Origin of the sequence: Micromonospora sp. URMC 106, from assembly GCF_051386395.1 — a bacterium.
Lineage (GTDB): Bacteria > Actinomycetota > Actinomycetes > Mycobacteriales > Micromonosporaceae > Micromonospora.
Window position 1 is genome coordinate 1 of sequence record NZ_JBPQTP010000040.1, and the last position, 25,752, is coordinate 25,752.

25 protein-coding genes are annotated in these 25,752 nt (G+C 73.1%); 21 read left to right on the forward strand and 4 right to left on the reverse strand.

What is annotated here, in order from left to right; all coding sequences use genetic code 11:
- Window positions 1–2: 2 nt before the first annotated feature.
- Complete coding sequence (locus ACSNOB_RS14855; protein WP_436687176.1) at window positions 3–764, reverse strand: VOC family protein; 762 nt, start codon at window positions 762–764, stop codon at window positions 3–5.
- A 308-nt stretch (window positions 765–1,072) separates the two neighbouring features.
- On the opposite strand from ACSNOB_RS14855, the gene ACSNOB_RS14860 reads away from it, so the two are divergent.
- Window positions 1,073–1,363, forward strand: a complete 291-nt coding sequence (locus tag ACSNOB_RS14860; protein WP_436687177.1) for a DUF1905 domain-containing protein — start codon at window positions 1,073–1,075, stop codon at window positions 1,361–1,363.
- A 36-nt stretch (window positions 1,364–1,399) separates the two neighbouring features.
- On the opposite strand, the gene ACSNOB_RS14865 is transcribed toward ACSNOB_RS14860, so the two are convergent.
- The gene (locus tag ACSNOB_RS14865; protein WP_436687178.1) at window positions 1,400–3,586 is read right to left on the reverse strand and encodes a HelD family protein; all 2,187 of its coding nucleotides are present in this window, start codon (window positions 3,584–3,586) and stop codon (window positions 1,400–1,402) included.
- A 280-nt stretch (window positions 3,587–3,866) separates the two neighbouring features.
- On the opposite strand from ACSNOB_RS14865, the gene ACSNOB_RS14870 reads away from it, so the two are divergent.
- From ACSNOB_RS14870 to ACSNOB_RS14880, 3 genes are read left to right on the forward strand one after another with little or no spacing between them, the layout of a single operon-like run.
- A complete protein-coding gene (locus tag ACSNOB_RS14870) occupies window positions 3,867–4,448 on the forward strand; it encodes an ArsR/SmtB family transcription factor (RefSeq protein ID WP_393102026.1) in 582 nt (193 codons plus the stop codon).
- Window positions 4,449–4,489: 41 nt separating this feature from the next.
- Window positions 4,490–5,806 (forward strand): MFS transporter, encoded by a 1,317-nt coding sequence (locus ACSNOB_RS14875; RefSeq protein WP_436687179.1) that lies wholly within the window; start codon window positions 4,490–4,492, stop codon window positions 5,804–5,806.
- Window positions 5,807–5,840: 34 nt separating this feature from the next.
- A complete protein-coding gene (locus ACSNOB_RS14880; RefSeq protein ID WP_436687180.1) occupies window positions 5,841–6,692 on the forward strand; it encodes a menaquinone biosynthetic enzyme MqnA/MqnD family protein in 852 nt (283 codons plus the stop codon).
- A 17-nt stretch (window positions 6,693–6,709) separates the two neighbouring features.
- Here ACSNOB_RS14880 and ACSNOB_RS14885 read toward each other — a convergent pair whose 3' ends face one another.
- A complete protein-coding gene (locus ACSNOB_RS14885; RefSeq protein ID WP_436687181.1) occupies window positions 6,710–7,651 on the reverse strand; it encodes a hypothetical protein in 942 nt (313 codons plus the stop codon).
- Complete coding sequence (locus ACSNOB_RS14890) at window positions 7,651–8,607, reverse strand: hypothetical protein (RefSeq protein WP_436687182.1); 957 nt, start codon at window positions 8,605–8,607, stop codon at window positions 7,651–7,653. Before ACSNOB_RS14890 ends, ACSNOB_RS14885 begins: the two co-directional genes overlap by 1 nt.
- A 360-nt stretch (window positions 8,608–8,967) precedes the next feature.
- Between ACSNOB_RS14890 and paaA the strand changes: the two genes are divergently transcribed.
- The 17 genes from paaA to nuoF all read left to right on the forward strand — a co-directional run bounded on the left by paaA (window position 8,968) and on the right by nuoF (window position 25,715).
- A complete protein-coding gene (gene paaA, locus ACSNOB_RS14895) occupies window positions 8,968–10,035 on the forward strand; it encodes a 1,2-phenylacetyl-CoA epoxidase subunit PaaA (protein WP_436687183.1) in 1,068 nt (355 codons plus the stop codon).
- Entirely contained in the window at window positions 10,032–10,352 is a 321-nt protein-coding gene (gene paaB / locus ACSNOB_RS14900; protein ID WP_393102032.1) for a 1,2-phenylacetyl-CoA epoxidase subunit PaaB, read from the forward strand. The genes paaA and paaB overlap by 4 nt, the downstream gene beginning before the upstream one ends.
- A 76-nt stretch (window positions 10,353–10,428) precedes the next feature.
- Entirely contained in the window at window positions 10,429–11,154 is a 726-nt protein-coding gene (gene paaC, locus ACSNOB_RS14905) for a 1,2-phenylacetyl-CoA epoxidase subunit PaaC (RefSeq protein ID WP_436687184.1), read from the forward strand.
- Window positions 11,155–11,296: 142 nt separating this feature from the next.
- Complete coding sequence (gene paaD / locus ACSNOB_RS14910; RefSeq protein WP_436687185.1) at window positions 11,297–11,773, forward strand: 1,2-phenylacetyl-CoA epoxidase subunit PaaD; 477 nt, start codon at window positions 11,297–11,299, stop codon at window positions 11,771–11,773.
- On the forward strand, window positions 11,770–12,879 hold the full coding sequence (gene paaE, locus ACSNOB_RS14915) for a 1,2-phenylacetyl-CoA epoxidase subunit PaaE (protein ID WP_436687186.1): 1,110 nt from the start codon (window positions 11,770–11,772) through the stop codon (window positions 12,877–12,879). Before paaD ends, paaE begins: the two co-directional genes overlap by 4 nt.
- A gap of 174 nt (window positions 12,880–13,053) precedes the next feature.
- A complete protein-coding gene (mqnC, locus tag ACSNOB_RS14920) occupies window positions 13,054–14,244 on the forward strand; it encodes a cyclic dehypoxanthinyl futalosine synthase (protein ID WP_436687187.1) in 1,191 nt (396 codons plus the stop codon).
- A 341-nt stretch (window positions 14,245–14,585) separates the two neighbouring features.
- Window positions 14,586–15,758, forward strand: coding sequence for an LPXTG cell wall anchor domain-containing protein (locus ACSNOB_RS14925; protein WP_436687188.1), 1,173 nt, complete (start codon window positions 14,586–14,588; stop codon window positions 15,756–15,758).
- Window positions 15,759–16,154: 396 nt separating this feature from the next.
- Entirely contained in the window at window positions 16,155–17,378 is a 1,224-nt protein-coding gene (locus tag ACSNOB_RS14930; RefSeq protein WP_436687189.1) for a cell wall anchor protein, read from the forward strand.
- Between the two features lie 100 nt (window positions 17,379–17,478).
- Window positions 17,479–18,189 (forward strand): demethylmenaquinone methyltransferase, encoded by a 711-nt coding sequence (locus ACSNOB_RS14935; protein WP_393102039.1) that lies wholly within the window; start codon window positions 17,479–17,481, stop codon window positions 18,187–18,189.
- 108 nt (window positions 18,190–18,297) lie between these two features.
- Complete coding sequence (locus ACSNOB_RS14940; RefSeq protein ID WP_393102040.1) at window positions 18,298–18,528, forward strand: hypothetical protein; 231 nt, start codon at window positions 18,298–18,300, stop codon at window positions 18,526–18,528.
- A gap of 180 nt (window positions 18,529–18,708) precedes the next feature.
- Window positions 18,709–19,986: a geranylgeranyl reductase family protein gene (locus ACSNOB_RS14945; protein WP_436687190.1), complete on the forward strand. Its 1,278-nt coding sequence runs from the start codon at window positions 18,709–18,711 to the stop codon at window positions 19,984–19,986.
- A 133-nt stretch (window positions 19,987–20,119) separates the two neighbouring features.
- On the forward strand, window positions 20,120–20,485 hold the full coding sequence (locus ACSNOB_RS14950) for an NADH-quinone oxidoreductase subunit A (protein WP_091099323.1): 366 nt from the start codon (window positions 20,120–20,122) through the stop codon (window positions 20,483–20,485).
- A 14-nt stretch (window positions 20,486–20,499) separates the two neighbouring features.
- Window positions 20,500–21,171, forward strand: a complete 672-nt coding sequence (locus ACSNOB_RS14955) for a NuoB/complex I 20 kDa subunit family protein (RefSeq protein ID WP_393102042.1) — start codon at window positions 20,500–20,502, stop codon at window positions 21,169–21,171.
- A complete protein-coding gene (locus ACSNOB_RS14960) occupies window positions 21,168–21,905 on the forward strand; it encodes an NADH-quinone oxidoreductase subunit C (RefSeq protein ID WP_393102043.1) in 738 nt (245 codons plus the stop codon). The genes ACSNOB_RS14955 and ACSNOB_RS14960 overlap by 4 nt, the downstream gene beginning before the upstream one ends.
- On the forward strand, window positions 21,902–23,227 hold the full coding sequence (locus ACSNOB_RS14965; RefSeq protein WP_393102044.1) for an NADH-quinone oxidoreductase subunit D: 1,326 nt from the start codon (window positions 21,902–21,904) through the stop codon (window positions 23,225–23,227). Before ACSNOB_RS14960 ends, ACSNOB_RS14965 begins: the two co-directional genes overlap by 4 nt.
- Window positions 23,224–24,402, forward strand: a complete 1,179-nt coding sequence (gene nuoE / locus ACSNOB_RS14970; protein WP_436687191.1) for an NADH-quinone oxidoreductase subunit NuoE — start codon at window positions 23,224–23,226, stop codon at window positions 24,400–24,402. The genes ACSNOB_RS14965 and nuoE overlap by 4 nt, the downstream gene beginning before the upstream one ends.
- Window positions 24,399–25,715 carry an NADH-quinone oxidoreductase subunit NuoF gene (gene nuoF / locus ACSNOB_RS14975; RefSeq protein ID WP_393102046.1) on the forward strand — a complete coding sequence of 439 codons (1,317 nt, stop codon included), beginning with the start codon at window positions 24,399–24,401 and terminating at the stop codon, window positions 25,713–25,715. The genes nuoE and nuoF overlap by 4 nt, the downstream gene beginning before the upstream one ends.
- Window positions 25,716–25,752 lie beyond the last annotated feature (37 nt).

The window sequence follows — 25,752 nt, forward strand, 5'->3', positions numbered from 1 at the left end:
GGTTAGGGGCGGGTGAGGACGTTGAAGAGGGCGCCGTGGGGGTCGCGGAGGGCGGCGTAGCGGCCCATCGGGGTCGGCTGGGGCGGCACCAGGATGGTGCCGCCCAGCTCGGCGGCGCGGGCGGCGGCCGCGTCGGCGTCGGCAACCGCGAACCACACCGACCAGTACGCGGGCGTGTCCGTCGGGAACCCGTCGCCCAGCGGCGGCACCATGCCGGCCACGATCCGGGTGCCGAGCCGCCAGCCCGTGTAGGTGACCGGGCCCACCTGCTGGTCGTCCGGGTGCCAGCCGAACACCAGCTCGTAGAAGACCTTCGCCCCCTCCGGGTCGGGGGTGACCAGCTCGGTCCAGGTCAGCGCGCCCGGCGTGTCGAAGACCTCGGCCCCGGGCATCGCCATCGGCTGCCAGACGCTGAAGGCCGCCCCGGCCGGATCGGCGAAGACCGCCATCCGTCCCCGGTCGAAGACCTCGAACGGCGGCACCACGACCTGCCCGCCGGCCCGCTCGACCCGGCCGGCCACGAGGTCCGCGTCGTCGGTCGCCAGGTACGTCGACCAGATCGGCACCTGGTCGGGGATGGCCGGCGGTCCCGCGCCCGCCACCGCCCGGCCGCCGAGCAGGAAGACCGTGTAGCCGCCCGCCTCGGGCTCCGGGTCGATCCGGCCCGTCCATCCGAACAGCTCCGGGTAGAACCGCCGCGCGTCGGCGAGACCGGGGGTGGCGAGGTCGGCCCAGCAGGGTGTGCCCGGCGGGACGGTGCTCACGTCGACCCCTCTCGGCGGGGGGCGGCCACGACGGCGTGCCCCTGCCGGCATCGTGGCACCGACCCGCGCCACCTCGGGGCGGATCGGACGAAACGTCAGCTGAACCGTCGACCCTCGTCGCACCGGTCCGCCCACCCGCCCGGCCCGCCGGCAGCACCACCCGGACCACCCAGTAGGGCCACGCCACGGTGGGACGTCCGCGCGACCGCCCGCTCGAAGACGTGTCCGGACTGTCGCAGCCCTGCCGGAACATGGTGGCGGCGCGGGTCGCCCCTCCCGCCCGCCGACACCCGCCGAAGGGAGCGACGATGGCCCATGCAGGCACCCCGCCGCAGCCGACGTTCGAGGCGACGCTGGTTCGCTGGTCGGCAGGCGGGTGGGTGTTCGCGCCCGTGCCGCCCGAGCACGCGCCCGACACCGCCGGGGCGTTCGGTCGAGCGCCGGTGATCGCCACGGTCGACGGGCAGGCCTGGGCGACCAGCGTCTGGCGGGACAGGGCGGCCGGCTGGCTGTTGGCCGTGCCGGCGCGCATCCGCTCGGGCAAGGATCACGGCGACGTCGTCACCGTGTCGATCGAGGTCGACCCGGGGCGGATGTAGGCCGCAGTGGTGGCCGTCTCCGCGCTGCCGTGATCGTCAGGACGGCGCCGGGCCGAGCGGCTCGGGCAGCGGCGCGGCGTGCAGCACCGCGAGGCGGGAGACGGCCCGGGTGAGCACCACGTACAACCGGTGCAGGCCGCGTGGCTCGGCCGCCACGATCGCCGCCGGCTCGACGACGATGACGTGGTCGTACTCAAGGCCCTTGACCAGGGTCGCGGGCACCACCGTCACGCGCGCCGCGGCGGCCGGCTCGTCGACGGTCGCGGTCTCGATCCCGGCGGCGTCCAGCGCCGCCCGCAGCCCGCCGACCGCGTCGTCGGCGGCGATCACCGCCACCGAGCCGTCGAACGCCAGCGCCGCGCGCACCTCGGCCACCGCCGCGGCGGTCAGGTTGCCGACGGTACGCACGTCGAGCGTGCCGTCGCGCCGCAGCGACTCCGCCGGCGGTACGTCGACGGCGAGCGCCGGCAGCAGCCGGTTGGCGAACGCGACCACGGCGGCGGGCACCCGGAAACCGACCGTCAGCGGCACCACGACGGCGTCCGGCTTGCCCAGGTGGCGCAGGGACTCCCGCCAGTCGGCGGCGGCCCACGGGGCGGTGCCCTGGGCCAGGTCGCCGAGGAGGGTGATCGACCCGTGCTCGCTGCGTCGGGCGATCACCCGGCACTGCATCGGGGAGAGATCCTGTGCCTCGTCGACCACGACGTGACCGAAGCCGGCCGGCCGCTCGATCAACCCGGCCGCCTCGTCGATCAGCACCGCGTCGGCGGCCGTCCACTTCGTGGCCTTCGGGGTGCGCCCGAGCTTCGTCCCGGTCGCGGCGGGGCGGCGCGCCGGGCGCGGGGCGTCCGCCGCACCGGCTGCCGCCGCCGGGCCGGGCGTCCCGTCCGGGGCGGCCGTCCCGCGCAGCAGCGCCTGCTCGGCGGTGGTCAGCAGCCCTTCGGCGGTGGTGGCCAGCAGGTCGGCGTCGGTGAGCAGCCGGTGCACCAGCCCCTCCGGGGTGAGCGCCGGCCAGACCGCGTCGAGGAAGGCGGTGACCGGGGCGCACCTGCCCATCCGGCGCAGCCAGGCGTCGCTCGGCGACTCGGCGCGCCGCGCCTCGGCCTGGCGCTGGAGCAGGGCCACCACCCGGGCCCGGACGCGCTCCCGCCCGGTGGCGTACGGCAGCCGCTCCCGGCGGGTCTCCTCGACCACCCGGTGCAGCGGGTCCAGCCCGATCCGCCAGCGGTACGAGCCGTCCGAGACCATGATCGGCTCGGTGGGCTCGCCGATGTGCGCGTCGACGGCCCGGCGCAGCACCTCGGCCATCCGGGCGTCGTGCTTGACGGCCGCGACCGCCGGGTCGTCGACCGCCCGCGCCGGCACCCGGCCGACGAGGTCCTCCACCGTGGCCTGCTCGACCTCGACCTCGCCGAGGGCCGGCAGCACCGCCGCGATGTACGACAGGAAGGCCCGGTTCGGCCCGACGATCAGCACACCCGCCCGGCGCAGCCGCTCCCGGTGCAGATAGAGCAGGTACGCGGCCCGGTGCAGGCCGACCGCCGTCTTGCCGGTGCCCGGCGCGCCCTGCACGCAGATGGAGTCGGCCAGGTCGGCCCGGACCAACTCGTCCTGCTCGGGCTGGATCGTGGCGACGATGTCGCGCATCGGCCCGACGCGCGGACGCTCGATCTCGGCGGTCAGGATCCGGCTGGCCGTGCCGAGTTCCTCGCCCCGGTCGAGGTGCTCGTCCTCGAAGCTGGTCAGCGCCCCGTTGCTGAACCCGAAGCGGCGCCGCACCGCCACCCCCTGCGGGTCACTCGCGCTGGCCCGGTAGAACGACCGGGAGACGGGGGCCCGCCAGTCCAGCACCAGCGGCTCGCCCCGCTCGTCGGTGACGTGCCGCCGCCCGACGTGGTAGCGCCGGCCGGCGTGGTCCGGGTGCCCGGCGCCCGCTTCGTGGTCGGTGGGCGGGCCGTCGGTGGACGCGCCGTCGGCGGGCGGGCCGAAGTCGAGGCGGCCGAAGAAGAGCGGCGTGGTCGGGTCGTCGGCGAGTTCGGCGACCCGGCGGGCCAGGGTGCGCCCGAGCGTCTCGGCGGCGTACGCGTCGCCGGCCACCTGGTCGCCGGTGGCGAAGAGGGCCTCGGCGCGTTCCCGCATCCGGCTCAGGGCGGCCCGGGAGGTGGCGAGGTGCTCGCGTTCGGCGGCGAGGTCGGTGTCGAGGTCGAGGTCGACTGCGGTCACGCTGAATCCCCATCGAGGTCATCTGCTGATCGCTCGCGTGTCCGGCGGGCGGATGGCCGGCCCCCGGCGCGGGACGTCCGATGCGGTGCTCACGTCACCCTGGCCGTCAAGCGGCCTGTCAGCCTACGCGCCCACGGGCTCCCGCTCCACCGAATTACCCGCCCCACCCGGGGACCGCCCCGGGCCCGGGAGATCCGCCCCCGGCGTCGCCGGCAACTGCGTCGCACCGGCTGCCGGTGGCCGGTGGCCGTCGACGACCGGCGGCCGGGATCATGGGGGGATGACGGAGCCGCGTGCCGAGCGACCCCGGGTGACCATCAGCGATCCGCAGGTGATGCGTGCGCTGGCCCACCCGGCCCGACTCGCGATCACGGAACACCTCAGCTCGATCGAGGCCGGCGCGACCGCCACCGAGTGCGCGGAGATCGTCGGTCTCTCCCCGAGCGCCACCAGCTACCACCTCCGGGAACTGGCGAAGGCCGGCCTGGTGGAGCCGGCGCCGACCCGCGGTGACGCGCGGGAACGCGTCTGGCGGACGGTCAGCCCGAGCTGGACCGTCGAGGCCGGGCGCGCCGCGGCGCCGGAGGCCAGGGCGGCCGAGCGCGCGCTGGTGGAGGCGTGGCTGGCCCGCGACCTGGAGCGCAGCCGGGACTGGTTGCGGCGCGCGCCCGAAGAGCCGGCCGAGTGGTACGCGGCGAGCCGGCTCGCCGACTCGCAACTGCTGCTCACGGCGGCCGAGTTGCGCGAGCTCAACGAGGCGGTGGACCGCCTGTTCGAGCCGTACCGCAAGCGGTCGCGGGTGGACCCGCCGCCCTCGGCGCGCACCGTCTCCGTCCACTACAAGGCGTTGCCGGTGGACTGAAGGGGGTTGTCCCATCAGGTGTGAAGGATTATTTTCGAAGTATGTCCTTCACATCTGGTCCGTCGCGCTGGCCGGACGTCTGGCTCGCGACCGCCGCCCGGGGCGTCTCCACCTGCGGCGACTTCCTCGCCGCCAGCACACTCACGCTGGCGCTGCAGTCAGCCGGGGCCGGCGGGATCGCCGTCTCGGGCCTGCTGCTGGCCGCCACCCTGCCGCTGGTGGCACTCGCGCCGCTGACCGGCCGGCTCGCGGACCGGGTGGACAGCCGCGTCCTGCTGGTGGCCGCGGGGCTCGCCCAGACCGGCGTCTGCCTCGCGCTCGCCCATGCCGGGCACCCTGGCCTGGTGATCGTGCTGGTGGGGCTGCTCGCCACCGGCCTCGCCCTCACCCAGCCCGTGCTCTCCGCGCTGGTGCCGGCGATGGTGCGCGCCGAGGACCTGCCCCGCGCCAGCGCGCTCAACCAGTCGGCGGGCACGCTGGGCACGCTCGCCGGCCCGGCGCTGGCCGGGCTGCTGGTGGGCGGGTTCGGCACGCGACTGCCGCTGCTCGTGGCCGCCGGCACCTACCTCGCGCTGGTGGCGGCCGGGCTGTTGATCCGTACCCGCAGAGGGGGCCGTGGGCCCGCGCGGCCGGCGGTGGCCGGCGACGCCGCCGCGCCGCCGGCCTGGCGGCTGCGACACGACCCGCTGCTGGTCGCGCTGGTGGCCAGCGTCGCCGGGGTGTTCGGCGCCGTCGGGGCGATCAACGTGATCGAGGTGTTCTTCATCCGGGAGACGCTGGGCAGCTCGACCACCGTGTACGGGCTGGTGACCGGCGCCTGGACCCTCGGCGTCCTGACCGGCGCGTGGCTCTTCGCGCGGGTGGTCCGGCGGCTCGACCGCGACGGCACGCTGGTCCGGGCCAGCCTGGCGCTGCTCGGCGCCTGCTGCCTGATGGTGCTGGCCTCGGCGGCCGTACCGACGGCCCTGCTCCTGGTGCCGATCTGGCTGACCGGCGGCGTGTTCAACGGCGGCAGCAACGTCTTCAACAACGTGCTGCTGGCCCGCCGCGTGCCGGAGGCGGCGCGGGGCCGCGCCTTCGCCTCCTTCGGCGCGGCGGTCCAGGGCGCCGCGATGGTCGGCTTCCTGGCCGGCGGCCTCCTGCTGGAGGCGGTCGAGCCCCGGCCGCTGGTCGCCGGGTGCGGGTTGGCCGGGCTGCTGGCGGTGGCCGCCGTCTCGCTGCCCCTCCGCCGCGCGGCCCGCGCGGCTCCCGCGCGGGCGGTCGCCGGCCCGCCCGCGGACGCGCACGAGGTGCCGGCGGGCACCGCGCCGGCGGCGGGGGCGGATGCGGGATTGGCCACTCCGGCGCCGGCCCGCTGAGCCCCCGGGCGGATCGCGGGGATACGGTCGGGACATGGCTGAGCACGTCGCACGCCCCCGGGTCGGGCACATCCAGTTCCTGAACTGCCTGCCGATCTACTGGGGGCTGATGCGCTCCGGCGCCCTGATCGACGTCGACCTGCACAAGGACTCGCCGGACCGGCTGAGCGCCGCGCTGGTCGCCGGCGACCTGGACATCGGCCCGATCTCGCACGTGGAGTACCTGCGCCACGCCGACGAACTGCTGCTCCTGCCCGACCTGGCGGTCGGCAGCGACGGCCCGGTGCTGTCGGTCAACATCGTCTCCACCCGCCCGCTGGCCGAGCTCGCCCACGGGAAGGTGGCGCTGGGCTCGACCTCGCGGACCGGGGTCCTCCTGGCCCAACTCCTGCTCGGCGAGCGGTACGGGGTGAATCCCGAGTACTTCCGCTGCCCGCCGGACCTGACCCAGATGCTGCTGGAGGCCGACGCCGGGGTGCTGATCGGTGACGTGGCGCTGCGCGCGCTCTACGAGGCGCCGAAGCGCGGGCTGGAGGTCACCGACCTCGGGCAGGCGTGGCGGGAGTGGACCGGCCTGCCGATGGTCTTCGCCGTCTGGGCGGTACGCCGGGACTTCGCCGCCGCCCACCCGGGCCTGGTCAAGGAGGTGCACGAGGCGTTCCTGCGCTCGCGGGACCTCTGCCTCGCGGAGCTGGACCAGGTCGCCGAGGCGGGCGCGCGCTGGGAGCCGTTCGACGCGGAGACCCTGGCGTCGTACTTCCGGGCGCTGGACTTCTCGCTCGGCGACCGTCAGGTGGCCGGCCTGCGCGAGTTCGCGCGCCGCGCCGCCGCCCTCGGCGCCGCCCCGGCCCTGCCCGACACCGGCCCCGACTTCTTCACGGGCTGACCCGGGAGGGTCGAGCGTCAGACGGGGTCGCGGAGGAGGGCCGCGGTGATCTTCTGGCAGTTCTTCATGCCGTACTCGTAGCCCTTGCCGATCGGGTAGCGGACCATCACGCCCATCGTCCAGGTGTCGCCGATGGCCAGGCAGTTGATGTGCATCTCCTGCTCCCTGGTCCGGTCGATCCAGCCGTTCTTGATGGCGATGGTCTTGCGCTCCGCCGCCGGGAACGCCTTGCGGATGCCGAAGTCACCCGCGCCGCGGACCAGCCGCATCTCGTTGATCAGCCACTTGGTCCACTTCGGCCCGGCGGCCCGGCCGTCGGCGATGCAGGCCCCCATCCGGGCGGTGTCCCGGGGGGAGAGCGCGGTGCGGCTCCACCCGCCGTCCGGGGCGACCTTGCTGTCGGTCAGCTCGCACATGGCGAGCAGCCGCCTGATCGAGGCGGACCCGCCGATGGCGTTGTAGAACTGCTGGGCCCGGGTGTTGTCGCTGTCCCGGATGATCCTCGTGGCGTCGGCGAGCTTGGCGTCGCTCGGCGTCTGGTCCTTCTCGTCGGCCCGGCGCAGGTAGTCGGCGACGATCCACGCCTTGATCAGCGAGGCGGTGGTGCTGGTCTCGTCCATGTTGTCCGAGCCGATGATCTCGCCGCTCCGGCGGTCGAGGACGCTCCAGGAGTACCAGCCGTCGATGTCCAGGTCGAGGTCCTTCGCCTCGAACGGCAGCGGCTCCGGCTCCGGGCTCGGCGACGGCGACGGCCGGGAACTGCGGTCGCCCGGCGTGCTCGCGCCGCGGTCGGCCGGCGCGGCCGGCTCGCCCCACGTGGCGGCGGCGGTGGACTCGAACGGCGAACCCGGCAGCAGCCGCAGCGACACGAGCACCAGGCCGATCAGGATCACCGCGACGGCGATCAGCTTGACGGGGGAGGCGTCGCCGCGCCGGTCGTCCCGGCCCTGCCGCGCCATCAGAGCTTCCCGGCCGGCTGCTGCGGCACCCTGAGGGCGGCGCCGGGCTGTGGGGTCACCAACTGGCTGGCGACCGATGCGCAGGTCTGCGCGCCGTAGTTGAGCCCGCTCTTCTGCGGGTAGCGCAGCATCACCGCCAGGCTCCACCGTTCGGTGACGGCGAGGCAGTTCACGTGCCAGTTGCCGTCGTAGTTCAACGGGGTCCAGCCGTTCTTCATGCTGACCGGGCCCTGGCTGAGGATCGACTCCGGCAGGCCGTCGATGATGCCCCAGCGGCCGCCGCCCGAGCGGGCCTTCTGGTCCTTGGCGGCCGTGCTGCCCCGGACCTTGGCCATCTCGTCCAGCAGGAGCTTGGTCCACTTCGGGCCGGCGGCCGTGCCGTCGGCGATGCAGTCGCCGAGCCGGACGGCGTCGCGCGGGGACATCCGGGTGAAGCTCCACCAGCCCACGTAGCCCGGCACGTTGCCCGGCCCGGTGTCGGTGAGCTGGCAGGTGCTGACCATCCGCCTGATCGTGGCGGCGCGGCCCACCGCGCCGTAGAGGGCGTTGGCCGCGTCGTCGTTGCTGTCCCGGATGGCGGTCACGATCTGCTTCCTCCGCTCGGCCGACAGCGGCTTGTCGCCGAGCTGGCGGAGGTAGTCCGCCGCGAACCATGCCTTGATCATCGACTCGGTGGAGCTGGTGGAGGCCATGTTCTTCGACCCGGAGATCTCGCCGGTCTCCCGGTCCATCAGGGCCCACGAGAAGAACTCGCCCTTGAAGTTCACCGAGACCGGTCCGGCGGCCAGGGTCGGCGGCGGGGGCGGGGTCGGCGCGGGCGCCGCGACGCTCCCGCCGCCGCTTCCGCCGCTCGCGGCGTCGTCGCCGGCGAGTCGGGCGTACGCGGCCGGCACGAGCAGGCCGCCACCGAGGAGGACCGCCACGACGGCGAGCACCAGGGTCACGCGGGATCGCATGAGTGGGTGAGCTCCAGATGTCAGGGCCGGGGGGACCGGCTTGTTGTCCGGACGGATCGGCGGCTCGCCGAGGCCGGGGGCGGCCTCCGTGTTCCTGGGGGCGATCGTCGGCAGCCGATCGGTGTGACCGGGGGAAGTCTACGTGCGGATCGGTGGCGCGCCAGAACCCGACACCTGGCAACTTGCCATGAAGGCGGGATATCGGGCCGCTATGTGGCCATTGGGGTGATTCATCTTTGCCTCGTGACCCAAGTCATAGTTTGGCCGTCCGGCATCGGTTGTCGCGCCGCCCTGGGCCGGCTTCCGAAACCTGTTACACCCCTCTGGTGCGGCGAGTTGCAAGCTGTAACACTTGACCTCATGTATGGCAACGACTTCTCCGCCGAGGACGCACCCGGCGGTGGCCTGCTCGGTGAGGTCGAGGCGGCGGAGGCGGCCCTGCGGGAGGCCGCCGAGCGGGGGCGGCGCAACGGCGCCCCCGGCCCCGACGAGGATCTCGCGGCGTACTTCGCCGAGGTCATCGACGCCGACCAGAAGATCGAGCCGCGCGACTGGATGCCCGAGGCGTACCGGAAGACGCTGATCCGGCAGATCGCCCAGCACGCGCACTCCGAGATCATCGGCATGCAGCCGGAGGGCAACTGGATCAGCCGCGCCCCCTCCCTCAAGCGCAAGGCGATCCTGCTGGCGAAGGTGCAGGACGAGGCCGGCCACGGCCTCTACCTCTACGCCGCCGCCGAGACGCTCGGGATCAGCCGGGACGAGCTGGTCGAGCTGCTGCTCAGCGGCCGGCAGAAGTACAGCTCGATCTTCAACTACCCCACCCTGACCTGGGCCGACGTCGGCGCGATCGGCTGGCTGGTGGACGGCGCCGCCATCGTCAACCAGGTGCCGCTCTGCCGCTGCTCCTACGGGCCGTACGCGCGGGCGATGATCCGGGTCTGCAAGGAGGAGTCGTTCCACCAGCGGCAGGGCTACGAGATCCTGCACACGCTGTCGCACGGCACCGCAGCGCAGAAGGCGATGGCGCAGGACGCGGTCGACCGCTGGTGGTACCCGTCGCTGGCGATGTTCGGCCCGCCGGACACCGACTCCACCCACTCGGCGCAGTCCATGGCCTGGAAGATCAAGCGGTTCTCCAACGACGAGCTGCGCCAGCGCTTCGTGGACATGTGCGTGCAGCAGGCCGAGATCCTCGGCCTGACCATCCCCGACCCGGGCCTGCGCTGGAACGAGTCCCGACAGTCGTACGACTTCACCCAGCCGGACTACGACGAGCTGATGCGGGTCATCAAGGGCGACGGGCCGTGCAACCGGCAGCGGATGGAGCACCGCCGCCGCGCCCACGCCGACGGCGCCTGGGTGCGCGAGGCCGCCGCGGCGTACGCCGCCAAGCGGGTGGAGAAGAAGGAGAAGGTGGCCGCGTGAGCGAGCACAGCGAGCGGACCGGACAGCGCGGCGCGAAGGATCCCTCGCCGCTGTGGGAGGTCTTCGTCCGGGCCCGACGCGGGCTGTCGCACACCCACGTCGGCAGCCTGCACGCCCCCGACGCCGAGCTGGCCCTGCGCAACGCCCGGGACCTCTACACCCGGCGCCAGGAGGGCGTCTCCATCTGGGTGGTGCCGGCCGGCGCGATCACCGCGTCCAGCCCGGACGAGAAGGACGCCTTCTTCGACCCGGCGGCCGACAAGGTCTACCGCCACCCCACCTTCTACGAGGTGCCGGACGGGGTGGCGCACCTGTGAGCGAGCGCAGCGAGCGAACCGTTCGGCTCGGCACCGGGGCGCGTCGCGCCGCCGCAGGGCGGAGCGAGGTGTCGGCGTGACCGGTCCCTTCGACTTCACCCTCGCCCTCGGCGACGACGCCCTCGTCGCCGCCCAGCGGCTGGCCGAGTGGACCACCCGCGCGCCGGAGATGGAGGAGGACATCGCGCTGGCCAACATCGCCCTCGACCAGCTCGGCGCGGCCCGGCTCCTGCTGTCGTACGCGGGTGAGCTGGAGGGCGCCGGCCGGGACGAGGACGCGCTGGCGTTCCTCCGCGACGACCGCGAGTTCCGCAACTGCCTGCTCGTGGAGCTGCCCAACGGCGACTTCGCGGTCACCATGGCGAAGCTGCTCTTCCTCGCGGCCTACCAGCTGCCGCTCTACACCGCGCTCGCCGGCTGTGCCGACGAGCGGCTGGCCGCGATCGGGGCCAAGGCCCGCAAGGAGTCGGCCTACCACCTCGACCACGCCTCGCTGTGGGTGCGGCGGCTCGGCGACGGCACCGAGGAGTCGCACCGGCGCATGCAGGCGGCGGTCGACCAGGTCTGGCCGTACGTCCACGAGCTGTTCGCGGCGGATCCGGCGGCGCCGGTCGACCCGGCCACCCTGCGGGCCGACTTCGACGCCACCGTGTCCGCCGTGCTCGACGAGGCCACGCTGACCCGGCCGGAGGGCGGCTGGGCGCCGGCCGGCGGGCGGGACGGGGTGCACACCGAGCACCTGTCCTACCTGCTCGCGGAGATGCAGGTGCTGCACCGCGCCCACCCCGGGGCGAAGTGGTGAGCGCGCAAACGGAAGGGGGCACCGGTGAGCGCGAGGAGTGCAGCGCAGCGGAGCCTCGCAGTCGCGAACGGAAGGGGGCACCGGTGAGCGCGAGGAGTGCAGCGCAGCGGAGCCCCGCAGTCGCGAACGGAAGGGGGCACCCGTGACCGACCCCAGGGCAGCCGTGGCGGCGGTGGTGGACCCGGAGATCCGGGTCGTCACCATCGCCGACCTCGGCATCCTGCGGGCGGTCGACGAGGACCCGGCCACCGGCCGGGTCGTCGTGACCATCACCCCCACCTACACCGGCTGCCCGGCGATGGACGTGATCCGCGCCGACATCCGCCGGGCGCTGGCCGCCGCCGGTCACCCCGACGCCGACGTGCGCACCGTCTACAGCCCGGCCTGGAGCACCGACTGGATCTCCGACGCCGGCCGGGCCAAGCTCGCCGCCGCCGGCATCGCCCCGCCGGCCCCCGTCCGCACCGGCACCGTGGTGCCACTGACCCTCGCCGTCCGCTGCCCGCGCTGCGGCTCGCCCGAGACCGAGCAGGTCAGCCGCTTCGGCTCCACCGCGTGCAAGGCGCTCTGGCGCTGCCGCTCCTGCCGTGAACCCTTCGACCACCTGAAGGCGCTGTGACTGTCACCATCACCCGCCCGGTTCGTCGCCGGCCCGTCTTCCACCCGCTCTCCGTCGCCGCCGTCGACCGGCTCACCGGCGACGCCGTGGCGATCACCTTCGCGGTGCCGCCGGAGCTGCGGGAGACCTTCGCGTTCTCCGCCGGCCAGCACCTCACCGTCCGGCGCGGCACCGACGCGGGGGAGGACGTGCGGCGGTCGTACTCCATCTGCTCCACGCCGGAGGAACTGGCCCGGCACGGCCGGCTGCGGATCGGCGTGCGGGAGATCCCCGGCGGCGCGTTCTCCGCGTTCGCCTGCGGCGCGCTGCGTGGCGGCGACACGGTCGAGGTGATGCCGCCGCTCGGGCACTTCACCACGGCCTTCGCGCCGGACCGGGCCCGCCACTACGGCGCGGTGGTCGCCGGCTCGGGGATCACACCGGTGCTCGCGCTGGTCGCGACGGCGCTCGCCGTCGAGCCGGCCAGCACCTTCACCCTGGTGTACGGCAACCGCACGGCGAACACGGTGATGTTCGCCGAGGAGCTGGCCGACCTCAAGGACCGCCACCCGACCCGGCTGCACCTGGTGCACGTGCTCTCCCGCGAGCAGGGCGAGTCGCCGCTGCTCTCCGGCCGGATCGACGCCGACCGGCTGGGCCGGCTGCTGGACACCATCGTCCCGGGCGACGCCATCGAGGAGTGGTTCCTCTGCGGCCCGTACGGCATGGTATTGGACGCCCGCGAGGTGCTCACCGGGCGCGGCGTGCCGGAGTCGGCGGTGCACACGGAGCTGTTCCACGTCGACGAGGCCCCCGCCCCGCCGCGGCGCCCGGCCGACGAGCCGGGGGCCGGCGCCGAGGTGACGATCGTGCTGGACGGCCGGTCGTCGAGCTTCACCATGGGCCGCGACGAGCGGGTGCTGGACGCGGCGCTCAAGGTCCGCGGCGAGCTGCCGTACGCCTGCAAGGGCGGGGTCTGCTCGACCTGCAAGGCCAAGGTGGTCGACGGGGCGGTCACGATGGCCCGCAACTACGCCCTGGAGCCGGACGAGGTGGCCGCCGGCTACGTCCTCACCTGCCAGTCCAGCCCGACCACCGACCGGCTCACGGTCGACTACGACGCCTGACCGTCCGCCGGGCGGCGGCCGGGGTCGACGCGACGGCGCGCCCCGACGGTTCCGCGTGCCGTGCCCGTGCCGGGGCCACCCGGGCCGGCGGTTGGTCCCGGTGCACCTGGGGCGCGGGTCACCGGCGGTGGTGCCCGGTGCGGGTGCGCGGGCGGCCGACGTAGGCTCGGAGGCGTGACGGTGAGCCGGGAGATCGACGACATCCTGCAGCGCGGCGCGGACGGCGGGCGGATCACGCCCGAGGAGGCCCTGCTGCTCTACACCGAGGCGCCCTTCCACGCCCTGGGCGAGGCCGCCGACGCGGTGCGCCGGCGGCGCTATCCGGACAACATCGTCACGTACCTGATCGACCGCAACATCAACTACACCAACGTCTGCGTGACGGCGTGCAAGTTCTGCGCGTTCTACCGGGCCCCCAAGCACAAGGAGGGCTGGACCCACCCGACCGAGGAGATCCTGCGCCGGTGCGGTGAGGCGGTCGAGCTGGGCGCCACCCAGGTCATGCTCCAGGGCGGGCACCACCCCGACTACGGCGTGGAGTACTACGAGGAGCTGTTCTCCTCGGTCAAGAAGGCGTACCCGCAGCTCGCCATCCACTCGATCGGTCCGAGCGAGATCCTGCACATGGCCAAGGTCTCCGGCGTCAGCCTGGACGAGGCCATCGCCCGCATCAAGGCGGCCGGCCTGGACTCGATCGCCGGCGCCGGCGCCGAGATGCTGCCCGCGCGCCCCCGCAAGGCGATCGCGCCGCTGAAGGAGTCGGGCGAGCGCTGGCTGGAGGTCATGGAGCTGGCGCACCGGCAGGGCGTCGAGTCGACCGCCACGATGATGATGGGCACCGGCGAGACGGCCGCCGAGCGGATCGAGCACCTGCGGATGATTCGCGACGTGCAGGACCGCACGCGAGGCTTCCGGGCGTTCATCCCGTGGACGTACCAGCCGGAGAACAACCACCTCAAGGGCCGCACCCAGGCCACGACCCTCGAGTACCTGCGGCTGGTCGCGGTGGCCCGGCTCTTCTTCGAGACGGTGCCGCACCTGCAGGCGTCCTGGCTGACGACCGGCAAGGACGTCGGGCAGCTCGCCCTGCACATGGGCGTGGACGACCTCGGCTCGATCATGCTGGAGGAGAACGTCATCTCCTCCGCCGGCGCGCGGCACCGCTCCAACCTGCACGAGCTGATCGGCATGATCCGCTCGGCGGACCGGATCCCCGCCCAGCGCGACACCCTCTACAACCGCCTCGCGGTGCACCGGACCCCCGCCGACGACCCGACCGACGAGCGGGTCGTCTCGCACTTCTCCTCGATCGCGCTGCCGGGCGGCGGCGCCGGGAAGAGCCTCCCGCTGGTCGACGCCCGCTGAGCGGTGCCACCGCACCGATGACGCCCCACCGTCGACCGACGGTGGGGCGTCGCCGTACACCGACCGGCCCGGTGAACGGCGAGTTGACCGAGCGTGACCAGCGGTGGTCCCGGCCCCCGGCCGATCGGGTGACTGGCTGCCAGCCGATGATCTCGATTCGGTTGCCGTTCCAGCCGCCTGGTCGGCTGGCCGAGGGCAGCAAGACATATCAATCCGGGCAATCCTTAAGCATTTCTTAGCCGCGCTGATCAACCCGGTGGCCGGCGGGGTGGCGGGCTTGATCGCGGACCGCTAACGTCCCGGCCCGTACCGTTCCTGCACCCCACGGGGGGAACTCTCCAATGATCTTCCGTAACCGTGCGCTGGCGTTCGCCGGCGCCGGCGCCGCCGGGATCCTGGCCGCGGGCCTCTTCGCCGCCCCGGCTCTGGCCGACACCTCGGCCGACCTGGCCATCGAGGCGAGCGGCACCACCATCGCGGTGGGCGCGCCCGGCAAGATTTCGACCGTCTCCCTGCTCAACAAGAGCAAGGTGGACGCCAAGGGCATCGTGGTCGGGCTCGACATCAGCAAGTTGGACACCAGCAAGGTCGACATCAACGAGAGCGGCTGCAACCCGCGCGAGGACGGCCTGATCCTCTGCGGCATCGAGGGTGACACCCTGCCCGCCGGCGGGGACATCGACTGGGGCTTCCCGCTGACCCGCAAGGGCGGCGCGACGGGTGACGCCGGCCAGATCAGCGCGATCATCCTGCACGAGGGCTCCGACCCCGACGAGTCCAACAACGAGGTGACCGTCAAGGTCAAGGTCGAGGGCACCGGCCCGGACCTGACCGTCGTGGCGGGCGACGTCACCAAGGCCGTCACGGTCGAGGGCGACAAGATCAAGGTCGCGGGTGACCTGCGCGCCGGCGACACCGCCCAGCTCATCTACTCCACCTTCAACCAGGGTGACGCCACCGCCGCCGGGCTGAAGATCAGCGTCAAGCTGCCCAAGGGCGTGACCTTCGCCGAGGCCGAGGAGGGCTGCGAGTACGACACCGCCAAGACCTCGCTCGTCTGCACCTACCGCGACGCCGACCTGATCCCGGTGTCGCAGGACAAGGACGGCGACGAGCTGATCTCGGGCGGCCGGTTCTACCACCTGCTCTCCGTCGGCAAGGACGTCAAGGCGGGCAGCCTGACCGGTGGCCAGGTCACCGTCGAGGCGCTGGGCAGCCAGGCGAGCACCGTCCGCGCCGCGGGCAAGAGCGCGCTCCCGGCCAACGCCGAGGCCGTGGCGGCCACCGAGGTGGACGCCACCGACAACACCGACGCGTACGCTGTCGTCGTGACCGCCAAGGGCGGCGCGGGCGGCGGCGGCGAGGAGCCGGGCCTGCCGCTGACCGGTCCGCAGACCGGCCTGATCGGCGGCATCGGCGGCGCGGTCCTGATCGCGGGTGCGGCGATGTTCGTGGTCGCGCGGCGCCGCCGGGTCGTCCTGGTGACCCCGGGCGACGAGAAGCCGACCGCCTGACGGTCGTCCTCCATCGACCCGCGCGGGTCGTTCACATAACGCACGGCAGCGGGGGCGGGATGGGTGACCATCCCGCCCCCGCTGTCCCTTGCGTGCGCGGGTCCGGGACGGGTCGGCCGACCCGGCACTCCTCAGGGGACGACCCGACGCCGGGCGTGACCGCCCCGGGGACGAGAAGCCGACGGCCTCAGGCCGTCCTCTTCGGCCCGTGCGGTCCGTGCGCATGACGTCCGAGGAGGGGGCGGGACGGGCATCCGTCCCGCCCCCTCCGTCCGTTCGGCCGGGTCGGACGGACGGATGAAAGATGATCCCCGTGCTGGCGCGTTCGCATCGACCTTCGATACGGTCCGCTCGGTTCCGCAACCATCCGTTTCTTCCCTAACCCCCGGGGGATCGATGACCCTGTTCCACCGCTCGGCCCTGGCCCGCGCCGGCGCCGTGGCGCTCCTCGCGGCGGGCGGCCTGACCACCGTCGCCGTCCCGGCGTACGCCGCCGACCAGGCGGATCTGGACCTGGTGCCGATCAGCGGCCAGCTCGCCAGGGGCGTGGACGCCGCCAAGGCCAAGCCGTTCAAGTTCACCGTCAACAACCTCGCGGGCGACGTCGACGCCAAGGGCGTCACCGTGACCGTGGACACCAGCGGCCTCAAGAAGAAGGTCGGCTTCGTCGTCCCGGACGGCTGCGAGGTGACCGGCAAGAGCTTCACCTGCCTCCTCGGCGACCTGCGGGGCGGCACCAGCGAGGACTTCGGCGTCCCGCTGTTCAGCGCCGGGCGCAGGGGCGACGGCGGCGTGCTGAAGGTGACGATCAGCTCGGCCACCGCCGACCCGGACAAGGAGAACAACAGCGTCGACGTGCCGGTGACGGTGACGAAGCCCGGCTACGACCTCACCTCCTGGGTGCAGGACGTCCAGGCCAACGTCGTGGTCAACGGCGCGGTGGCCGACGAGCCCGACCTGAAGCCGGTCCGCCGGGGCGAGACGGTCCCGCTGGACTGGGCGGTCTACAACGACGGCAGCCGGCCCGCGACCGGCCTCTTCTACGGCCTCTCCCTCCCGGCCGGCGTCAGCTTCGCGAAGCTGCCCGAGGGCTGCCTCCAGCAGGACTTCGAGGGCCGGGCGCAGGCGTTCTGCGAGGACTCCGGCGCCGTCGTCGAGCCGGGCGAGTACTACACGGCGGACGTGCGGGTGACCGTCGGCGACGACGTGACCGAGCCGGTGCTCCGGGAGGGCGTCCTCTTCGCGTACGGGCTGGACGCCGCCGAGGGCGAGCCGGAGGCGGAGGCGAAGGTCGCCGGGCCGGCACAGCGGAAGACCTTCACCGAGGTCGACGAGACGGACAACCACACCGTCTTCGAGGCGTTCGTCGACCTGTCGGCGCAGCCGACCCCGACGCCGACCCCGAGCGGGGAGCCGACGCCGACCCCGAGCACGACCCCGGGCGGCGGCACGGGCGGCGGGGACGGTGACGGCGGCGGGCTGCCGGTGACCGGCGTGCAGGCCGGCCTGATCGGCGGCATCGGCGCGGCCGTGCTGCTGGCCGGCGGCGCGCTGCTGCTGATCTCCCGGCGGCGCGACGTCGTCCTGGTCGCCCCCGGCGACGAGAAGTCGACCGACTGAGTGACGCCGGACAGGGGCGGGGTGGGCGACCACCCCGCCCCTGTCGCGTGCCCGCCGACCCGCCGGGCGGCGGCCGGAGCCGGGCTGGCAGAGTGGAGGGGTGAGCCGTACCCCGCAGGGCCAGCGCGCCGGCCTGGACAAGCAGCCGCACGAGGTCGCCGCGATGTTCGACGGCGTGGCGGCTCGTTACGACCTGACCAACACGGTGATGACGGCCGGCCGGGACCGGGCGTGGCGCCGGGCCACCCGGCAGGCGCTCGGGTTGCTCCCCGGCGAGCGGGTGCTGGACGTGGGCGCGGGCACGGGTGTCTCCACCGAGGAACTGTCCCGGTCCGGGGCGTACGCGGTCGGCGCCGACCTGTCGTTGGGCATGCTGTACGCCGGCAAGCGCACCCGTCCGTCGGTGCCGCTGCTGGCGGGTGACGCGTTGCGGTTGCCCTTCGCCGACGGCGTCTTCGACGCGGTGACCATCTCGTTCGCGCTGCGCAACGTCGTCGACACCGAGGCGGCGCTGCGGGAGTTCGCCCGGGTCACCCGGCCCGGGGGCCGGTTGGTGATCTGCGAGCTGAGCCACCCCACCAACGCCGTCTTCCGCACCGCCTACCTGTCGTACCTGATGCGGTGGCTGCCGACGGCGGCGCGGGTGGTGTCCAGCAACCCCGACGCGTACGTCTACCTGATCGAGTCGATCCGGGCCTGGCCGGACCAGGCCGCGCTGGCGCAGCGCATCCAGGCGGCGGGCTGGGGCTCGGTGGCCTGGCGGAACCTGACCGGCGGCCTGGCGGCGCTGCACCGGGCGGTCCGCGACTGACCGGCGGGGGGCCGCTACGGCGGTACCCCGGCCGGGGGCCGCTACGGCGGTACCCGTCTCTTTCGTGAATATCCGTTTTTGGTCCACTTTGCCCCGTAAGCTCGCCCCATGACGGGACCAGAGCAGGCGGCCGGGGCGGAGGCCACCGACGACGACGCGGCCGAACTCATCGCCCAGCTCAGGGAGCTGGCCGGCGCGGATCCCGCCGACGTCCGTCAGGTGGTGGCCGAGGTGCTGGCCGCGCTGGACCGCGCCGCCGGCGGCGCGCTGCGCGAGCACCTGCCCGAGACGATCCGGCTCGACGCCGGCCTGGACGCGGCCACCCCCGCCCGGCACTGACGCGCGGTCCGGACCTCGGCGGGCACCCGGTCCGACCTCGGTGGACGCCCGGTCCCGACCTCGACGGGCAGGTTTCCGGCAAGTTAGGTACCCCTGATCCGGCGGGGATATGACGCCGGTCATAGACTCCCTCCGTCTGGCTTGTGAAGCATTTCACGAGCATGCGGGAGGAGGCGCGAGATGACCGCGGTGGAGCATGACGCCGACGTGATCGTCGTGGGCGCCGGTCCCGGTGGGTCGGCTACCGCGTACCACCTGGCTCGGCACGGCGTACGGGTGCTGCTGCTGGAGAAGACGGAGTTCCCCCGGGAGAAGGTCTGCGGCGACGGGCTGACCCCGCGCGCGGTGCGGCAGCTGGTCCGGATGGGTGTGGACACCTCGCCCGAGGCCGGCTGGCTGCGCAACAAGGGCCTGCGGGTCATCGGCGGCGGCGTCCGGCTGGAGCTGGACTGGCCCGACCTGGCGAGCTTCCCCAACTACGGCCTGGTGCGCACCCGGCTGGACTTCGACGACCTGCTCGCCCAGCGGGCCGTCGCCGCCGGCGCCAAGCTGCGCACCAGCGTGAACGTCGTCGGCCCGGTGCTCGACCCGGACGGTCGGGTGGTCGGTGTCGAGGCGGAGGTCGGCCCCGACAAGGAGCCCGCCGCCTTCCACGCGCCGCTGGTGGTCGCGGCCGACGGGGTCTCCGGCCGCTTCCCGCTCGCCCTCGGGCTGGCCAAGCGGGAGGACCGGCCGATCGGGGTCGCCGTCCGGCGCTACTACCGCTCGCCGGCCAAGCACGACGACAACTACCTGGAGTCCTGGCTGGAGCTGCGCAGCAAGGACAGCGGCGACAACCTGCTGCCCGGGTACGGCTGGATCTTCGGGCTGGGTGACGGCCGGGTCAACGTCGGCCTCGGCGTGCTCAACTCCTCGTCCGCGTTCGGCAAGACCAACTACCGCCGGCTGCTCACCGACTGGCTGGCCAACACCCCGGCCGACTGGGGCATGACCGACGAGGCGAACGCGGAGGGGCCGATCCTCGGCGCCGCGCTGCCGATGGGCTTCAACCGGGTGCCGCACTACACGCGGGGCGTGCTGCTGGTCGGCGACTCCGGCGGCATGGTCAACCCGTTCAACGGCGAGGGCATCGCGTACGCGATGGAGTCCGGCGAGCTGGCCGCGGAGATCGCCGTGCAGGCGCTCGCCCGCCCGGCCGGCGCGGAGCGCGAGCGTGCCCTGACCGCCTACCCGACGGAGCTGAAGGCCCGCTTCGGTGGCTACTACCGGCTCGGCGGCATCTTCGTGAAGCTCATCGGCCGTCCCGAGATCATGCGGATGGCCACGAAGCACGGCATGCCGCACCCGATGCTGATGCGCTTCGTGCTCAAGCTGCTGGCCAACCTGACCGACCCCCGGGGCGGGGACGCGATGGACCGGGTCATCAACGCGATGACGAAGGTGGCGCCAGCCGTGTGACGGCCGGGTTCGCGGCCGGCGACGGCCGCGGCGCGGACAAAGATCGACCCCCGCCGACAACCGTCGCGAGGGACGTGAATAGTGTGATTTTTGTCAAGGACCAGGGGCAGGGAAGGACGAGCAGGAGAAAACGATGTCGCTCTCGCCTTACGCACCGATCATCGGGCTGTTCGCCCTCGCCGCGGGGTTCGCGCTGTTCTCCGTGGGCGCCGCCCGCTTCGCCGGTCCCCGGCGCTACAACAAGGCCAAGCTCGAGGCGTACGAGTGCGGCATCGAGCCCAGCCCGCAGCCGGTCGGCGGCGGCCGGTTCCCGATCAAGTTCTACCTGACGGCGATGCTCTTCATCGTCTTCGACATCGAGATCATCTTCCTCTACCCCTGGGCGGTCTCGTTCGACGCCCTGCCGATCTTCGGCTTCGTGGAGATGGTCCTGTTCATCGTCGCGGTCTTCGTCGCCTACGCCTACGTCTGGCGGCGCGGCGGCCTGGACTGGGACTGAGGGAGGAACCTCAGATGGGTATCGAGGAGAAGCTCCCCGCCGGTGTCCTGCTCACCTCGGTGGAGAAGCTCGTCAACTGGTCGCGGAAGTCGTCGGTCTGGGGCGCCACCTTCGGCCTGGCCTGCTGCGCGATCGAGATGATGGCCGCCGGTGGCCCGCACTACGACATGGGCCGCTGGGGCATGGAGGTCTTCCGGGCCTCGCCCCGGCAGGCCGACCTGATGATCGTGGCCGGCCGGGTGAGCCAGAAGATGGCCCCGGTGCTGCGCCAGATCTACGACCAGATGGCGGAGCCCCGCTGGGTGATCTCGATGGGCGTCTGCGCCAGCAGCGGCGGCATGTTCAACAACTACGCCATCGTGCAGGGTGTCGACCACGTCGTCCCGGTGGACATGTACCTCCCCGGCTGCCCGCCCCGGCCCGAGATGCTCATCGACGCGGTCCTCAAGCTGCGCGAGAAGATCATGTACGAGCCGCTCGGCCCGAACGGCCGCAAGATGCTCGAGGCGCGCCAGGCCCGAGGTGACGTCCCGGTCGTCCCGTACGGCTCGATGCCGTCGTCGTACCGCAGCGACAAGGCCCGGCGGGCCGAGTGGACCAAGGCGGTCCGCGAGGGTCGCGAGGAGCAGCTGCGGATCGAGAACTGGATGAAGGCCCAGAACCACCTGCACGGGGGCGTCAAGTGACCGCACCTAACGACAAGGCGAACGACGGCGGCGTGCCGGTACCGGTGACGCCGGCCGGAGCCAGCAGCACCGCGCCGGCCGAGTACCCGCCGGCCAGCCCGGCCGGCCGCGGCATGTTCGGCAACCAGGGCTCCGGCGACGTCTCCGGCTTCGGCGGCCTGGTCCGCCAGCGCCGGACCATCGAGGACGCCCCCCGGCCGTACGGCGGGTACTTCGACGAGGTCCGCGACGCGCTGGAGGAGGCGTACCCGGCCTTCGGCGACGCCATCGAGAAGGTCGTGGTCGACCGGGGCGAGCTGACCCTGCACATCCGCCCGGAACGGATCGCCGAGGTCTGCCAGGTGATGCGGGACGACCTGGCGCTCCGCTTCGAGCTGTGCTCCTCGGTGTCCGGGGTGGACTACCTCGGCGCCGACTCCCGCCGGCTGCACGTCGTCTACCAGCTCACCTCGATGACCTACCGCCGCACGGTGCGGCTGGAGGCCGCGGTTCCCGCCGAGGACCCGCACCTGCCGAGCGTCACCTCGGTCTACCCGACGGCGGACTGGCAGGAGCGCGAGACGTACGACATGTTCGGCATCGTCTTCGACGGCCACCCCAACCTGACCCGGATCCTCATGCCGGACGACTGGGAGGGGCACCCGCAGCGCAAGGACTACCCGCTCGGCGGCGTGCCCGTCGAGTACAAGGGCGCTGAAATTCCACCGCCGGACCAGCGGAGGTCGTACCAGTGACCACGTCGAACTACGCCACCGAGCGCGACACCACCGAGGGCAAGGTCTTCACCGTCACCGGTGGCGACTGGGACAGCGTCGTGTCGGGCACCGACCCGATCAACGACGAGCGGATCGTCGTCAACATGGGCCCGCAGCACCCGTCCACGCACGGCGTGCTCCGGCTGATCCTGGAGCTGGAGGGCGAGACGGTCCGCGAGGCCCGCTCGGTCGTCGGCTACCTGCACACCGGCATCGAGAAGAACCTCGAATACCGCAACTGGGTCCAGGGCAGCACCTTCGTGACCCGGATGGACTACCTCTCCCCGCTGTTCAACGAGACGGCGTACGCGCTGGCCGTGGAGAAGCTGCTCGGCATCACCGACCAGATCACCGAGCGGGCGACCACCATCCGGGTGCTGATGATGGAGCTGAACCGGATCTCCTCGCACCTGGTCTGGCTGGCCACCACCGGCATGGAGCTGGGCGCGATCAACATGATGCTGTACGGCTTCCGCGAGCGGGAGCACATCCTCGAGATCTTCGAGATCATCACCGGCCTGCGGATGAACCACGCGTACGTCCGGCCGGGCGGCGTGGCGCAGGACGTGCCGGACGAGGCGATCGTCAAGATCCGCGAGTTCCTGAAGCTGATGCCGAAGAAGCTCAAGGAGTACGAGGACCTCCTCTCCGGGCAGCCGATCTGGATCGAGCGGACGAAGAACGTCGCGGTGCTCGACGTGACCGGCTGCGTGGCGCTCGGCGTGACCGGTCCGGTGCTGCGCTCCGCCGGCCTGGCCTGGGACCTGCGCAAGACCATGCCGTACTGCGGCTACGAGACGTACGAGTTCGACGTGCCGACGCACACCGACGGCGACGTGTGGGGCCGCTACCTGGTCCGGCTCGCCGAGATCCGGGAGTCGCTCAAGCTCGTCGAGCAGGCGCTGGACCGGCTCCGGCCGGGCCCGGTGATGGTCGCCGACAAGAAGATCGCGTGGCCGGCGCAGCTCGCCATCGGCGTCGACGGCATGGGCAACTCGCTGGAGCACGTCGCGAAGATCATGGGTCAGTCGATGGAGTCGCTGATCCACCACTTCAAGCTCGTCACCGAGGGCTTCCGGGTGCCGCCGGGCCAGGTCTACGTCGGCATCGAGTCGCCCCGCGGCGAGCTGGGCGTGCACGCCGTCTCCGACGGAGGCACCCGGCCGTACCGGGTGCACTACCGCGAACCGAGCTTCGTCAACCTCCAGGCCCTCCCGGCGATGGCCGAGGGCGGCCTGATCGCCGACGTGATCGCCGGCGGCGCCTCGCTGGACCCCGTGATGGGTGGTTGTGACCGATGAGCGTTTTCACTGACGAGACCCGGGCCCGGGCGCGGGAGATCATCGCCCGCTACCCGGCCGACCGGTCCCGGTCGGCGCTGCTGCCGCTGCTGCACCTGGTGCAGGCCGAGGAGGGCTACGTCTCGCCGGCCGGCGTGGAGTTCTGCGCCGAGGTGCTGGGCCTGAACAAGGCCCAGGTCGGCGCGGTGGCCACCTTCTACACCATGTACAAGCGCCGGCCGACCGGCGACTACCTGGTCAGCGTCTGCACCAACACCATGTGCGACGTGCTCGGTGGCCAGAAGGTCTACGACACCCTCGCCGAGCACCTCGGCGTGGGGCACGACGAGACCACCGCCGACGGCAAGATCACCCTGGAGCACGCCGAGTGCCTGGCGGCCTGCGACTACGGGCCGGTGATGACCGTCAACTACGACTTCTTCGACGGCGTGGACCCGCAGACCGCGGTCGGCGTGGTCGACGAGTTGCGCGCCGGTGGGCGGCCGATGCCGACCCGGGGCGCCCGGCTCTGCACGCTCAAGGAGATGGCGGTGCAGCTCGCCGGCTTCGCCGACGAGCGCGAGGGCGCGGTCGCCGACGGCGGGCCGGGGGAGCCCACCCTGCGCGGGCTGCGGCTGGCGCAGGAGCACGGCATCTCGGTGCCGGGCTTCGACCCGAACACCCCGATCCGGAGCAAGGCCGAGGCCGACAGGGCCGCCGCCGAGGCGAAGGCCAGGACCGAGGCCGCCGCGAAGCCGACCCCGGAGCCGGCCAGGACCGAGCCGGCCAAGGCCGCGTCGAACGGCGGCGCCGCCCGTCCGGGTACGGCCGCCAACGCGGGCGTCGGCGAGCCGGCCCGCGCCGCCGAGGCAGCCGGCAGCACCACCCGCGACGTGAAGGCGCCGGACGACAAGTCGCCGGAGGTACGGGCCGCCGAGACCCGGCAGCCCGACGCGGCGACCGCCGTGCCGGACGCGCCGGGCACCAAGGTCCCGACGGACGCCGTGCCGCCGGCGCCCCGGGACGCCCAGGCGGCGGAGGCCGCCGGAGCCGCGGCCAACGCGCCGGCCGGCGACGGCAAGCCCGCCGGCGACGAGGCCGGGGCGCAGGAGCGCAACCTCAAGGAAGCCGAGGCGGGGGCCGGCGCCGGTGGCGCGGGCTCCGCCCGCGCGAGCGAGACGGGGGTCCAGAAGTGACCACTCCCCGGCCGGAGACCCTGGCCAAGCTGACGCCGGTACTCACCAAGCGCTGGCTGTCGCCGGACGCCTGGCGGATCGGCACCTACGAGAAGCTCGACGGCTACGCGGCCCTGCGCAAGGCGCTCAAGGCCCACCCGGACGACCTGATCCAGCTGATCAAGGACTCCGGGCTGCGCGGTCGCGGCGGCGCCGGCTTCCCGACCGGTCTCAAGTGGGGGTTCATCCCGCAGGGCGACGGCAAGCCGCACTACCTCGTGGTCAACGCCGACGAGGGCGAGCCGGGCACCTGCAAGGACCTCCCGCTGATGACGCACGACCCGCACTCGCTCGTCGAGGGCGTGATCATCGCGTCGTACGCGATCCGGGCCAGCCGCGCCTACATCTACATCCGGGGCGAGGCGGTGCACGCCGCGCGCCGGCTGCGCAACGCCGTGCAGGAGGCGTACGCCAGGGGCTACCTCGGCCGCAACATCCAGGGCAGCGGCTTCGACCTGGACCTGGTGGTGCACTCCGGCGCCGGGGCGTACATCTGCGGCGAGGAGACGGCGCTGCTGGACTCGCTGGAGGGCTTCCGGGGCCAGCCCCGGCTGCGCCCGCCGTTCCCGGCGACCCACGGCCTGTACGCGAGCCCGACCGTGGTCAACAACGTCGGCACCATCGCCAGCGTGCCGTACATCGTGCTGGGCGGCGCGGACTGGTGGAAGACCATGGGCACGGAGAAGTCCTCGGGCCCGATGATCTACTCGCTCTCCGGCCGGATCGCCAACCCCGGCCAGTACGAGTGCTCCATGGGCATCACGCTGCGGGAGCTGATCGAGCTGGCCGGCGGCATGCAGCCCGGCCACAACCTGAAGTTCTGGACGCCCGGCGGCTCGTCGACGCCGCTGCTCACCGCCGAGCACCTGGACGTGCCGCTGGACTTCGAGGGGGTGGCGGCGGCCGGCTCGATCCTCGGCACCACGGCCACCCAGATCTTCTCCGACCAGGACTGCCCGGTCTACGCGACCTACCGGTGGCTGGAGTTCTACCACCACGAGTCGTGCGGCAAGTGCACCCCGTGCCGCGAGGGCAACTACTGGATGGTCCGGGTCTACCGGCGGATCCTCGCCGGCCAGGGCACCCACGAGGACCTGGACACCCTGCTCGACACCTGCGACAACATCCTCGGCCGCTCGTTCTGTGGCCTGGGTGACGGTGCGACCAGCTCGGTGACCTCGTCGCTGAAGTACTTCAAGCAGGACTACCTCGACTACATCGAGGGACGTACCGCGCCGAAGCTGTCGGACAAGCAGCTGGTGGGAGCGCACTGATGAGCGCGAGGAACGAGCTTGCGAGTCCCGCAGTCGC

Coding starts and splice junctions, on each gene's coding strand:
- ACSNOB_RS14860 (WP_436687177.1), top strand. CDS start 1,073: ATGGCCCATGCAGGCACCCCGCCGCAGCCGACGTTCGAGGCGACGCTG.
- ACSNOB_RS14870 (WP_393102026.1), top strand. CDS start 3,867: ATGACGGAGCCGCGTGCCGAGCGACCCCGGGTGACCATCAGCGATCCG.
- ACSNOB_RS14875 (WP_436687179.1), top strand. CDS start 4,490: ATGTCCTTCACATCTGGTCCGTCGCGCTGGCCGGACGTCTGGCTCGCG.
- ACSNOB_RS14880 (WP_436687180.1), top strand. CDS start 5,841: ATGGCTGAGCACGTCGCACGCCCCCGGGTCGGGCACATCCAGTTCCTG.
- ACSNOB_RS14885 (WP_436687181.1), bottom strand. CDS start 7,651: ATGGCGCGGCAGGGCCGGGACGACCGGCGCGGCGACGCCTCCCCCGTC.
- ACSNOB_RS14890 (WP_436687182.1), bottom strand. CDS start 8,607: ATGCGATCCCGCGTGACCCTGGTGCTCGCCGTCGTGGCGGTCCTCCTC.
- paaA (WP_436687183.1), top strand. CDS start 8,968: ATGTATGGCAACGACTTCTCCGCCGAGGACGCACCCGGCGGTGGCCTG.
- ACSNOB_RS14925 (WP_436687188.1), top strand. CDS start 14,586: ATGATCTTCCGTAACCGTGCGCTGGCGTTCGCCGGCGCCGGCGCCGCC.
- ACSNOB_RS14930 (WP_436687189.1), top strand. CDS start 16,155: ATGACCCTGTTCCACCGCTCGGCCCTGGCCCGCGCCGGCGCCGTGGCG.
- ACSNOB_RS14940 (WP_393102040.1), top strand. CDS start 18,298: ATGACGGGACCAGAGCAGGCGGCCGGGGCGGAGGCCACCGACGACGAC.
- ACSNOB_RS14945 (WP_436687190.1), top strand. CDS start 18,709: ATGACCGCGGTGGAGCATGACGCCGACGTGATCGTCGTGGGCGCCGGT.
- ACSNOB_RS14950 (WP_091099323.1), top strand. CDS start 20,120: ATGTCGCTCTCGCCTTACGCACCGATCATCGGGCTGTTCGCCCTCGCC.
- ACSNOB_RS14955 (WP_393102042.1), top strand. CDS start 20,500: ATGGGTATCGAGGAGAAGCTCCCCGCCGGTGTCCTGCTCACCTCGGTG.
- nuoE (WP_436687191.1), top strand. CDS start 23,224: ATGAGCGTTTTCACTGACGAGACCCGGGCCCGGGCGCGGGAGATCATC.